Source organism: Fischerella sp. JS2, from assembly GCF_032393985.1.
Classification (GTDB): Bacteria; Cyanobacteriota; Cyanobacteriia; order Cyanobacteriales; family Nostocaceae; genus Fischerella.
Genome location: NZ_CP135918.1, coordinates 1,574,000 through 1,586,126, shown reverse-complemented (window position 1 = coordinate 1,586,126; position 12,127 = coordinate 1,574,000). Strand labels below are relative to the sequence as shown.

At 39.9% G+C, this 12,127-nt stretch carries 13 protein-coding genes; 8 read left to right on the top strand and 5 right to left on the bottom strand.

Going from position 1 to position 12,127, the window contains the following annotated elements; all coding sequences use genetic code 11:
* Positions 1-79: 79 nt before the first annotated feature.
* Together rimJ and RS893_RS06625 are read right to left on the bottom strand one after the other, a co-directional pair.
* Positions 80-649 (bottom strand): ribosomal protein S5-alanine N-acetyltransferase, encoded by a 570-nt coding sequence (rimJ, locus tag RS893_RS06630; protein ID WP_315790425.1) that lies wholly within the window; start codon positions 647-649, stop codon positions 80-82.
* 10 nt (positions 650-659) lie between these two features.
* On the bottom strand, positions 660-1,400 hold the full coding sequence (locus RS893_RS06625) for a pentapeptide repeat-containing protein (protein WP_315790424.1): 741 nt from the start codon (positions 1,398-1,400) through the stop codon (positions 660-662).
* A 338-nt stretch (positions 1,401-1,738) separates the two neighbouring features.
* On the opposite strand from RS893_RS06625, the gene bioB reads away from it, so the two are divergent.
* Positions 1,739-2,731: a biotin synthase BioB gene (gene bioB, locus RS893_RS06620; RefSeq protein ID WP_315790423.1), complete on the top strand. Its 993-nt coding sequence runs from the start codon at positions 1,739-1,741 to the stop codon at positions 2,729-2,731.
* Between the two features lie 171 nt (positions 2,732-2,902).
* On the opposite strand, the gene RS893_RS06615 is transcribed toward bioB, so the two are convergent.
* On the bottom strand, positions 2,903-2,998 hold the full coding sequence (locus RS893_RS06615) for a cytochrome b6-f complex subunit PetL (protein WP_315791891.1): 96 nt from the start codon (positions 2,996-2,998) through the stop codon (positions 2,903-2,905).
* A gap of 438 nt (positions 2,999-3,436) precedes the next feature.
* On the opposite strand from RS893_RS06615, the gene RS893_RS06610 reads away from it, so the two are divergent.
* Together RS893_RS06610 and aroB are read left to right on the top strand one after the other, a co-directional pair.
* Positions 3,437-3,970 carry a superoxide dismutase family protein gene (locus RS893_RS06610; protein WP_315790422.1) on the top strand — a complete coding sequence of 178 codons (534 nt, stop codon included), beginning with the start codon at positions 3,437-3,439 and terminating at the stop codon, positions 3,968-3,970.
* Between the two features lie 100 nt (positions 3,971-4,070).
* Positions 4,071-5,162: a 3-dehydroquinate synthase gene (gene aroB / locus RS893_RS06605; RefSeq protein WP_315790421.1), complete on the top strand. Its 1,092-nt coding sequence runs from the start codon at positions 4,071-4,073 to the stop codon at positions 5,160-5,162.
* 640 nt (positions 5,163-5,802) lie between these two features.
* On the opposite strand, the gene RS893_RS06600 is transcribed toward aroB, so the two are convergent.
* Together RS893_RS06600 and RS893_RS06595 are read right to left on the bottom strand one after the other, a co-directional pair.
* The gene (locus RS893_RS06600; RefSeq protein ID WP_315791890.1) at positions 5,803-6,408 is read right to left on the bottom strand and encodes an exopolysaccharide biosynthesis protein; all 606 of its coding nucleotides are present in this window, start codon (positions 6,406-6,408) and stop codon (positions 5,803-5,805) included.
* Between the two features lie 357 nt (positions 6,409-6,765).
* Positions 6,766-7,638: a lipid kinase gene (locus RS893_RS06595; protein WP_315790420.1), complete on the bottom strand. Its 873-nt coding sequence runs from the start codon at positions 7,636-7,638 to the stop codon at positions 6,766-6,768.
* A 90-nt stretch (positions 7,639-7,728) separates the two neighbouring features.
* Between RS893_RS06595 and RS893_RS06590 the strand changes: the two genes are divergently transcribed.
* The 5 genes from RS893_RS06590 (at position 7,729) to RS893_RS06570 (ending at position 12,076) form a co-directional block, all read left to right on the top strand.
* Entirely contained in the window at positions 7,729-8,433 is a 705-nt protein-coding gene (locus RS893_RS06590; protein ID WP_315790419.1) for a TIGR02117 family protein, read from the top strand.
* A gap of 521 nt (positions 8,434-8,954) precedes the next feature.
* Complete coding sequence (locus RS893_RS06585; RefSeq protein WP_315790418.1) at positions 8,955-9,128, top strand: hypothetical protein; 174 nt, start codon at positions 8,955-8,957, stop codon at positions 9,126-9,128.
* Positions 9,129-9,486: 358 nt separating this feature from the next.
* Positions 9,487-10,152 (top strand): phosphoribosyltransferase, encoded by a 666-nt coding sequence (locus RS893_RS06580; RefSeq protein WP_315790417.1) that lies wholly within the window; start codon positions 9,487-9,489, stop codon positions 10,150-10,152.
* A gap of 103 nt (positions 10,153-10,255) precedes the next feature.
* The gene (locus tag RS893_RS06575) at positions 10,256-11,602 is read left to right on the top strand and encodes an erythromycin esterase family protein (RefSeq protein WP_315791889.1); all 1,347 of its coding nucleotides are present in this window, start codon (positions 10,256-10,258) and stop codon (positions 11,600-11,602) included.
* A 15-nt stretch (positions 11,603-11,617) separates the two neighbouring features.
* Positions 11,618-12,076 (top strand): YbhB/YbcL family Raf kinase inhibitor-like protein, encoded by a 459-nt coding sequence (locus tag RS893_RS06570; protein WP_315790416.1) that lies wholly within the window; start codon positions 11,618-11,620, stop codon positions 12,074-12,076.
* The last annotated feature ends 51 nt before the right edge of the window (positions 12,077-12,127 follow it).

Sequence of the window (12,127 nt, the reverse complement as noted above, 5' to 3'; positions counted from 1 at the left end):
CTAACCACTAATGTACAGACGCGAGGAACATCGCGTCTCTACCCACTAACAACTAAGAACTGACGATTGACAATTAACCCTATTTTGCTTGCCAATCAGGATTAATCAAACTTGTCAAAATATGATCTTGCCATTGTCCGTTAATTAATAAGTAATTACGGGCGTATCCTTCTACGACAAATCCTAATCTTTTTAATAAGTTGCCACTGCGCTGATTATGAGGCATATAATTTGCCATAATGCGGTGCATGTTTAGTTCTTTAAATATATATGCGATCGCAGCTTGCAAAGCTTCTGTCATATAACCTTTACCTTGTTTCGCTTCTGCCAGACCGTATCCAACATTGCAGTATTGCGCTACTCCTCGGACAAAGTTACTAAAATTAATAGTTCCAATGATTTTCCTAGGGTTCTCTTTTAAAAATAGAAAGAATCTTAAAGACAAATCATTCCTAAACTCATGGAAATTTAATTCTAGCTGCAACTGCCAATACTCTTCTGTGAAAAAACTGTCAGCCCAACAAGGATAAAAGGGAGTAAAATAGGTTTTATTTTCAGTAAAATACTGGATAATCTCAGGTATATCCTCTTGGGTAGCCATGCGTAACAAGAGGCGTTCAGTTATAATTAAAGGTAGTTCAATTTCCATAATTTTATCATCAACGCGATCTCGTTGAAAAACATTCTCTGCTATTTAATACTTCTTTCATCCCAACTGGAATTGGTGCAAAACCTTGATTAAATAAGGTCAAATTGTTGTAACAGGCGTGTTTCAAAATAGCATTTTCTAAATTAGCTCCTCTTAAATCAGTACCACGTAAATCTGCACCAGTTAAATCAGCACTTTGGAAATTGGCATATCTTAAATCTAAATCTTGGAGTTTAGCATCTGTAATAGATGCTCCAAAAAGTAATGGTAATTGATTTTTTGATGAGGTTTTAAGTAAATTGACATCATATAAAAACATGACAACATAACGTCTGCGTTCTGGGTCTAATTCTTGTAATGTTGCCTGAGTCATCGCTCTAATCATTGCTGATTTTTCTGGCTTTGCTTGTGAATTCTCTGTTAAAACTATGTTCCCGATTATTTTGATGTAATCAGATAAAATAACGTGCTGTTGATAATCAACTGTCGATTCAGTATTTGTATAAAACTGTTTAATTAAAGATGTTTGTTGATTTAAATTATTGCTGAGATTCCCAATAATTAACAAAAGTCCTAATACTAATAGAATTAATGTCGTCAGGATTGCCTCTGATAGATCTTTTGAAATCTTAATGGTACTAATGCTAAATTTTAATTTTTTGACAGTTCTATCAATATAAGTACTTAAGTTAGAAGATGTGGTGGCAGAAACTTCATGTACTTTAACAATTTTATTAGCTTCTTTACTCATTGACTTAATTAGTAAAAATAAAATGTGATGTAGTGTACAAAGTTTGAGGTAGGAATTGCTCTTCTTGTTAATTTAGCAGTAAAAATGAAAAAAGCAACTTCAAATTTCAACTTTGATTATTGCTTTAGAAACAAAGATTTAATGCCATGATGAATGAAATTATTCACTATTTGATATCAACACCAAATTTATTGTTAAAATTCTCGTGCGGTGTAGCTAAATTCTTGATAACCTGATTCCTGAGCCAAAATTACAGATGCGATCGCTTAACGCCAAAAATACCGTGTGTGACGTAACCTAAATAAATCAGCAAATTGATCAAGAAGGTAGGCAAAGCCATGGGAATACGCTACGATTGGCAAAAACAAGAAATCAGGGCAATATATGATACACCCTTTTTAGAGCTGATTTACCAAGCAGCTAATGTGCATCGTCAATATCACAACCCCAAACAAATCCAAGTTTGTAAGCTCATCTCTATTAAAACAGGAGCTTGTCCTGAAGATTGTAGCTACTGCGCCCAATCTTCTCGTTACAAAACAGAAGTTAAACCACAAGCACTTTTAGATAAACAAACAGTAGTTAATATCGCCCAGCAAGCAAAAAATAGTGGTGTCAGTCGCGTTTGTATGGGTGCAGCTTGGCGAGAAGTGCGGGATAATTCCCAATTTGACCAAGTATTAGACATGGTCAAAGAAGTAACAGCATTAGGATTAGAAGTATGCTGCACTCTGGGAATGCTCACACACAACCAAGCCAAGCGATTAGAAGCAGCTGGCCTTTACGCCTACAACCATAACCTAGATACATCGCCGGAATACTATAGCACTATTATCACTACTAGAACTTATAGCGATCGCCTCAATACAATTAACAATGTCCGCCAAACCAACGTCACCGTTTGCTCTGGTGGTATTCTTGGCTTGGGCGAAAATGTGGAAGACCGCGTTTCCATGCTGCACACTCTGGCGAACTTGCATCCTCATCCAGAGTCTGTACCGATTAACATTCTCTCCAAAGTTCAAGGCACACCCCTAGAAAATCAACCAGATGTTCCCATTTGGGATGTTGTGCGGATGATAGCCACCGCACGTTTGATTATGCCAGCTTCTGATGTGCGCTTGAGTGCAGGTAGAGCAAAACTTTCTCAAGTTGAACAGGCTTTATGCTTCCTAGCAGGGGCAAATTCTATCTTTTCCAGCGATGACGGACACATGTTGACCGTTACCACTCCTTGTCCTGGCTATAACGCAGACGAAGAAATGCTAAATTTGCTTGGTTTAGAAATGCGTCCGCCGTTTGTTAGTCAGGAGAAGGTTGTGGCTTTGTAAGGAGATGGGGAGATGGGGTGATGGGGTGATGGGGTGATGGGGTGATGGGGAGTATGAGGAGTAGGGGGAGTATGAGGAGTAGGGGAAGAATACAAGTGTTTTCCACTCCTCACACTTCTCACACTTCTCACACTTCTCACACTTCTCACACTTCTCACACCCCCCTATTATTTAAAGAATCTTCGCGGCACGCAGACCAAAAAGTAAACCGACAGCAATGCCAAAAAAGATAGCCAAAAAGACGACATAATATACTACAGCTAACATTACGTTTCTCCACAATTGTTTACTCTTAAAGTCTATTGAATCACTTGTGAGTGGTTAGTGGTTGAAAATAGGGCAAGGGAATAGTTAACAGTTAACAGTTATCAGTTATTAGCTATCTATCACTGATAACTGAATAATTGATCACTGATCACTGTAAAAGTGGGATATTTACCGAAATCTCGAACTCAGGTAGTGTAGAGATAAATAACTGTAACCGTGTGATTGCGTAGGTGCAGACTTGCCATAGAATACAGAACAAACAGGAGTATAAACTCCTTAAAAGTCTACGCTTATCTTAGAAAACCGCGATGCATCTACGCCACCTTGGCAATAACACTAAAGATATCTGTTCAGATAATAAGTTATTTATCGCTACCACCGGAGGTTATGGTGAGGAAGTTTTCACTATTAAAATCTTTGTTTTTTTTCGGATTTTCCATGTGCTTGGCGCTATTATGCGGAATAGGACTGGCACGACCAAGTTTTCCGCCTAATCTCTTGCAAGCACAAGTGAATATTGCGGGTACGAACATTAATGGGACACTTATCCTGACACAGCTAAATAATCAAGCGGTACGGATTCGGGGTAAGATTCAAGGCAACCCGGCCAATCTGACTCCTGGTCTGCATGGACTCCACATTCATTCTGTAGGCGTGTGTGACCCTGATGCTGATCCTCCCTTTAGTACTAGTGGTGGACATTTTGATCCTGGGCCTTTTGGTTCGGAAACTCCTGTAGAGGCGAACCATCCGTATCATTTAGGTGATTTACCAAACTTAGAAGTGAATGAACAGGGAGAAGCAATATACAATGCAGTGACTAGTCGAGTTACCCTTAGTGAAGGCCCCGTCAGCGTGTTTGATGGTAATGGTAGCGCTATCATCATTCACCTGTTACCAGATCAACAAAAAGCTAACGGTGAGGCGGCAGATGCAGGCGGAGGACGAATAGCCTGTGGTGTTATATCTTAATAAGTAATCATTTCGATTTTAGTTACGATCGCCATTCAACAGTCAACCTAGCACAACATTGCGGTAGAATATCCGACACGCGCTTGCAAAGGGGTTGGTGATGGCTTCCGTAATTAAAGTAAATCTACCGCAGCAGTTTTATAAGATTGCGATCGCACCAGGTAGCCTAGATCAATTAGGCAAATACATGACTAGTTTGCACTTAGGTAAGAAAGTCCTGCTAGTTTCTAACCCGACAATTTTTCAATTGTATGGAGAAAGAGCGATCGCATCACTAAAAATTGCGAATTTTGAAGTAGCAAGCCACATCCTGCCTGATGGCGAATACTATAAAACTTTAGCTTCAATAGAAAATTTATACAATACAGCACTGCAAAATCGCTTAGAACGCTCTGCGACGATGGTAGCTTTAGGAGGCGGCGTTATTGGGGATATGACAGGTTTTGCGGCAGCGACTTGGCTACGAGGTATTAATTATATACAAGTACCTACAACTCTTTTGGCAATGGTAGATGCAGCCATAGGTGGTAAAACAGGTGTCAATCATCCCCAGGGTAAAAACTTGATAGGGGCATTCCATCAACCACGATTAGTTTTAATTGACCCCAATGTCTTGAAAACCCTACCTATACGTGAGTTTCGTGCAGGTATGGCAGAAGTGATCAAGTATGGTGTAATTTGGGATACCCAATTGTTTGCCGAGTTAGAAGCAACTCAGCGTTTGGATGAGATGGAATATATTCAGTCAGAATTAATAGACTCTATATTAACTCGCTCCTGTCAAGCCAAAGCCGATGTCGTTAGTAAAGATGAAAAAGAAGCTGGACTACGGACGATACTCAACTACGGACACACCATCGGTCATGCAGTAGAAAGCTTAACCGGTTATACACAAGTACTGCATGGTGAAGCAGTTGCCATTGGCATGGTAGCAGCAGGGCAGATTGCTGTAGAGTTAGGAATGTGGACGCAACAAGAAACACAACGACAAGATGCCTTAATAGAAAAAGCAGGTTTACCAACAAAATTACCAAAAGAGTTGGATATTGAAGCAATTATTGAGGCGTTGCAGATAGATAAAAAAGTGAAATCAGGTAAAGTCCGGTTTGTACTACCAACCGAAATTGGTGCAGTGACACTAACAGATCAAGTACCAGCAGATATTATCCGACAAGTGTTAGCACGCATGTAGGGAGTATCCCGAGAAGGGAATAAGGAGGACAAGGAGGACTATCAAAGGCTCTAATAATTATGCAGCAAATAACTTCAATTTAACCGTCTGAAAAATAGATATCAAAGTAGCATCGCCACTCCCATTTCTAAACTTCAATTCAGCAACAATAGCAAATATTCTGATTTTATTTAGTAATCCACACAGCTAGCTGTAGTTCAGCGCATCAGCCACTTATAGGGAAATCATAAGCGATCGCTACTGCTGTGCTAACAAATAAAATATCATTGCCAAAATATTCCTCTTCCCAGCTATCTAAAATAGGGGATAAAACAATCCCAAAATCAAAGTTGGGGATCGCTATCTATAAATTCTTCCGGATGCATTCATTAATAAGACGGATAAAGAAATGGTAGATGCACCCGAGTTTGTAGCCTTCAGCCTCTGGCTGGGGGCTTTATTATAGCATGTTTAAATATATCAAAACTTCAGCCTTGGTACGGATTGAAAATTTTGGAACTTTGTTTATTTTTACCGGATGCTGTTGTTAGCATCATGGATATAGAAGAGGTAGATGCAACCGAATTGTTGCCCTCAGTCTTGCACTGAGGGTTTTTTGTAAAATTCCTAGTTTCCAATTAAAAAATCAATTACCTATTTTTTAGCTTAGAAACTGCGGCAGTAGACTTGGAGCTATAAAAAAGACATAACCAATAAAGGCAAACAATAAAGTAGTTAAAATAGTAAATACATATCCAATACACATCAGTAAACCATCAGATTCTATTGTTGCTACTGCTAATAGTAAAATACCTATAGTTGGGATAGGATTAGTAAGAGGAACTGGTGATATTAATAACACTGATAACCAAGAAATACAAAGTCCATTCAACCGCCAAGTATAAGGATTGTCAGCTATTTTGGACAAGCGAGGACGAGCAATTTTTTCTAGAATCCTAGTAACGCGTCGCAAATTTTGCAATATTACATTGGCAAAAGAACGAGGAAATTTATACGTAGCTATTTTTCGAGGTAACCAAGGCGATCGCCTTCCCAAAACCATCTGCATTGATAAAATCAAGCAAGCACCACCAAAAGGTCCTGTTAAACCTGGTGGCATAGGAAATAAAAAGGGTAAAACTAACAGTGCAATCACCAAATTAAAACCTCGTTCAGAAGTTTCTGTCAGAATATCTCCAAGCGACAACGGCTTTTCAGCTAACCGTTGTAACAGTAACTTGATATCTTGAGAAAATTTCAGGTGCATTTGGTGTGAGGCAATGTGAGTTTTCACAATACCGACTCTTACTAAATAAAATAAATGTCATTAGTTGCTAATACAAATATTCTGACATTATTTCCGAAAATCGTAGATTGACGGGTTAGTTGATGGTTGTTTGTGGTTAGTGGGTAGAGACGCGAGGAACATCGCGTCTGTACATTAGTGGTTAGTGGTTAATTGTTGATTGCTTACTACTTACTCCCCACACCCCTTATACCTCCATTGCCCCTAATCCCCAACGCCTCTTTCTTTATGCCGGGGGACCCTTACTTTACAGAAGCCGAGTAAAGCGCGTCTACGGCAATCGCTCATGGGAGACCGGTGAGTTCCCCATCCCCCCATCTAGCGTGGAACAAAAACAGCTACAGCTTTGGGAATCACACGGAAATAAGCAGGGGTATAGGTGGTGATTTCACCATCTGTATTAATGGGACGAGGTTTACGAGTATGTATTTCAATTTCCTGAACTTGTAAAGCGCGGACATTCCGCGCATTTATGTGTCGTCCTTGTCGCATTCTCGGCAATAAGGGAATAATCTCCCACCAGTGCCTAATCTCTAGACTGTACAAGTCTAATCTTTGATCATCGATCATGGCATCAGGTGCTACTGCCATACCACCACCATAGTACCGACCATTACCGATCGCAATTTGCACGGTTTTAACTTTAATTGATTGATCAGGTAAACGAATCTCTGCACTAAAGGGGCGAGATTCCCATATAACTTTCAGCGCGGTAAAAGCATAAGCAAATATTCCCCAACGCCGCTTGACTTCTTTAGTTAATCGCTGAGTAATTTTCACACTCAGTCCTAAACTGGCAACATTAAAAAAATATTTGCCATTAACTTCGCCTAAGTCAATGCGTTGTACTTTCCCAGTAGCAATCACTTTGCTAGCTTCGGACAAAGAATTAGGAATTTTTAAAGTCCTTGCCAGGTCATTAGCAGTTCCTAAAGGTAAAATTCCCAAAGGTAAATTAGTTTCCACCAAAGTATCTACCGCAGCGTTAAGAGTACCATCACCACCACCAACAATTACCAAATCCACTTGATGTTGGTATCTCCTGATTACGTCTGAAAAGTGCTGAGGATTTTCTGCGGATGCTGCAATCAATTCAAATCCTTGTTCTACAAGACAACTCATCACTTCTGACAAACGCTTTTGTCCTTGACGAGATTGACGATTTACTAACAGCAGTGCGCGCCGATTCATGAGTAGTACTTTTTATAGCTTATACGTAAAAATATTCATATACTGCCTACACCTTGTTGAAATTTGCTCTCAGACTGTGCAGGTATTTTTATGAAAAATGCTAATAATTCAGTTTTTATACGCCTATTATATAAGTTTCTTGATTATTTTTTCGGATTAGTTTTGTTTAGCTTAATGTTACTAATTATCAGTGCATTTTTACCTAGAAAATGGGGTAATTACTCACAAAATACTTGTGATATACAAATTTGTGTTTCTAATACAGGTATTCACACTAATATTATATTGCCAACAAAAAATAATATTTTTGATTGGCACAAATTTCTATCTATCGGCGAAATTGGTGTAGATACTGCACAAAATTACAATTATATAAGTTTTGGTTGGGGAGACAGAGATTTTTATATGTTAACTCCTGCTTTATCTGATTTAAAATTTTCTACTACTTTGAAAGCACTATTTCTTCCTACTCCCTCTGTAATGTATATTAAAGGGTATCAATCAATACCAAGGAATTTAGATGTTAAATGTATCCAAGTTAGCAAAAATAACTATTTACAATTAGTGGAGTATATTCAAGATAGTTTTCAGCTAAATGCAAATGGTGAAAAAGTTCGCTTAGGAAACGGTCACACTATTAATGCAGGCTTTTATGCAGCAGTTGGCAATTACTCAATCTTGCAAAATTGTAATTCTTGGACAGCAGCAGCTTTGAGAAAAGCTGACATTAATACTCCCCTTTGGGATGGACTTTCATCTGCTATTGTGTTGCACCTTAGAGATAGTTGTAATTAAGAAGGCAGACGGCAGAAGTCAGAGGGAAAATTCTGGTAGGGTACGTTATTGACACAGCATCCTAACGCATCAAAAATTACCTCATTATGCGTTAGCCTACGGCATAAAACATCCTACAAAACTAGACCAAATGAGTATGTAAATTAAAGGCGCTACTGCTTATGTTCAGCTACTTAAGACAATAAATTAAGTTGATTTATATCTTTCGATACAATAAACCTAAAGATGGAAAAAGTATTTTTTGAAATGTATTTATATTTTCATATTACAATTGCTGAGATTATATAAGTAAAATTCAACAAAATTCTGTTTAATTTAATAAAAAGGCAAAAGAAAGAAGTAATTCATGAATTTTACTTACTTACCTTTCACCTTAAAGTTGAGGTTAACCCTGATTGTGTTGGCAAAGTGGTGGAAAAACCACTTACTGAGAATTGTAATCACAAGTGCAAAAGATGTTGCATCACTTTTTATCTATGCAAATGATTATATTTAACGAAAATTTAGAAAACTTGTAGAAATTGAAGCTAGTAGTAGCAAAAAATCAAGACTGGGTAATTTTAAGAACTAGTTTAATTACAACAGCTTCTCTCAACATACTTGATCAAGCGATCGCCCAACTAGAGCGAACGGTAAGTGTAACGCAGAGATTAACAGCGATCGCATATTCACAAAAGAGCGATTCCAATACTTAAGCGTGAATACACATCCCTTTTCTTTTCCTTCTGCTCTCTGCCTGATTCAGAATCGGTATCACAACTAAATTTAATACGAATTCATCCATCAGTTATACGGGTTAATCAGTAAAGTACCTCCATTAGTTAGAGGAGTAAGAAATTTGAAACGAATAGTCTGGAGTTGGGAACATCTAAAATAAAGGAGGGACAAATTGTCAATCACAACCAATCGTCACCAGATTCACTAGAACTTGTTCTAATTGATGTCCTTTCATTAAAAGAAAGATATCGCAGACTTAAATAATGAAGTGAATCCTTAAGCCTGCGGCAGCGGCAAAGCCGTACATTCTTTTTCGCTCAGGAGAGAGTGAAAACTATGGTATTCAAAGACCGAACTGCGGCAGGGCAACTGTTAGCCCTACAACTAACAGCTTATGCTAACCGAAAAGATGTAATCGTATTGGCACTACCACGAGGTGGTGTACCTGTTGCTTTTGAAATTGCCCGCAAAATCAATGCTCCACTGGACGTTTTTCTTGTTCGTAAACTGGGTGTGCCTGGACACGAAGAGTTGGCAATGGGAGCAATTGCTTCTGGCGGGGTGCAAGTACTTAATGAAGGAGTAGTGCAAATGTTAAGTCTACCCCAAAAAGTAATTGAACGGGTTGCAGCCATAGAGCAACAAGAACTCAACAGGCGTGAGCATCTTTATCGAGATGACCGACCTTTCCCGGTTTTACATAAACACACAGTGATTTTAGTGGATGATGGTCTAGCCACAGGTACAACAATGCGGGCTGCGGTAGTAGCATTACAGCAACAGCAACCTGCTCGGCTTGTGGTTGCCGTGCCAGTCTCATCACCAGAAGCTTGTCAGGAGATGCAAAAGTTAGTAGACGAAATCGTGTGTCTAGAAACGCCCGAACCCTTTTATAGTGTTGGTCTTTGGTATCAAGACTTTCCCCAAGTCAGTGATGAAGAAGTTCGCAATTTGCTCAAACGAGCTACTAATAATAATCAACACTCAATAGTAGGTAAATAAAGCAAACAACATCGTATATTCAAAACTCAAAACTTAACCGCAGACAGAAGAAAAACAGTTGATAGCTTCTACTTGTCAACTGATTGAGGAGAAAGCAACAGCCATGCCAGACGTAACCACGAAAAACATAGCTGGGGCAGTGCGTGAGTTTGCCCATCCATTAATTGGTGCAACTGAGGACTACAATCCATTGATGGATCTGATTGGCAACGCCCGCTTTGTACTTATTGGTGAAGCCTCTCACGGGACTCACGAGTTCTATGAACAACGAGCTTTGATTACCGAACGGCTGATTCAAGAAAAAGGCTTTACGGCGGTGGCGGTGGAAGCAGATTGGCCTGATGCCTACCGAGTCAACCGCTATGTGCGGGGAGTAGATGACGATCCAACGCCAGCAGAAGCGCTTTCAAGTTTTCAACGCTTCCCAATGTGGATGTGGCGCAATACAGATGTGTTGAATTTTGTGGCTTGGTTACGTCAATACAATGATTCCCTAGCTGAGAATGCAACTAAAGTAGGCTTTTATGGGCTTGACCTCTACAGTTTGTATGCCTCAATCACAGCAGTTTTGAATTACCTGCGTAAGACTGATCCGGAGGCAGCCCAGCGTGCCTACCACCGTTACTCTTGCTTTGAAAATTTTGCAGAAGATACTCAGGTTTACGGGTATGCTACTGGTGTTGGACTAAGTAAGTCCTGTGAGGAAGAGGTGGTCAGCCAACTTTTGGAATTGCAACGTCGCAATGCTGAGTATGCCAAGCAAGATGGTCGGGTAGCCGAAGATGAGTTTTTCTACGCCCAACAGAATGCCCGACTTGTAAAAAACGCTGAGGAATATTACCGCTCAATGTTTCGTGGACGAGTATCGTCATCGAATTTGCGCGATCGCCACATGAGTGAAACTTTAGATCAACTTGTGGCTCACCTAGACCGCCAGGGACATCAAACCAAAGTTGTAGTCTGGGAACACAATTCCCATTTAGGGGATGCGCGGGCAACGGATATGGCACAAGCGGGTGAAGTGAATGTTGGTCAACTAGTGCGGGAACGATATGGTGATAAGGTTGTACTAATTGGTTTTACTACCTACACAGGTACAGTTACTGCCGCTACAAATTGGCATGAACCTGCTCAACTCAAGCAAATCCGTCCTGCCTTATCAGGAAGTTACGAAGATATATTTCATCAAACAGGCTTGTCTAAGTTTTTACTAAACTTCAAGGATAACAATCCGGTCATTCCTGTTTTGCAAGAGTCTCGATTGGAACGAGCTATTGGCGTAATTTATCGACCCCAAACTGAACGTACCAGTCATTACTTCTATGCTCGGCTTCCGGATCAATTTGATGCCGTCATCCATATTGATGATACCAGAGGAGTAGAGCCGCTAGATCGGATGGCTAAACAAGAAACGGGGGAAGTATCAGAAACTTTTCCTTCTGGTTTTTAGTGGAAAATTAAACTTATGCATCTTCACAGTCCTGCGTTTTTTACAGGGAACAGCATTCCATTTCAATATACCTGCGATGGTGATAATCTCTCTCCTCCTCTAAGTTGGGATAGTCCACCCAATGGTACTGTCAGTTTTGCTCTCATTGTGGAAGATCCTGATGCACCCAAGCAAACATTTACTCACTGGGTTGTGTATAATTTACCAGATCATCTTGAGTATTTACCAGAAGGTGTTGTCAATCATCCCACATTGCCCGATGGTGGTGTGCAGGGGAAAAATGATTTTGGTCAATTGGGATTTGGTGGCCCTTGCCCACCTAGTGGTACTCATCGCTACTTCTTTAAACTCTATGCGCTGGATCAAATGCTAGATTTGCTACCGGGAGCCAGCAAGGCAGACCTGATCGCAGCGATGGAAGGTCATGTCTTGGAAGCTGCCGAGTTAATGGGACGCTACACTCGGCAGAGTTAGTGGTCTATCACATTAATTTGTGATGGGCTACAAGATCCCCGACTTTTTAAA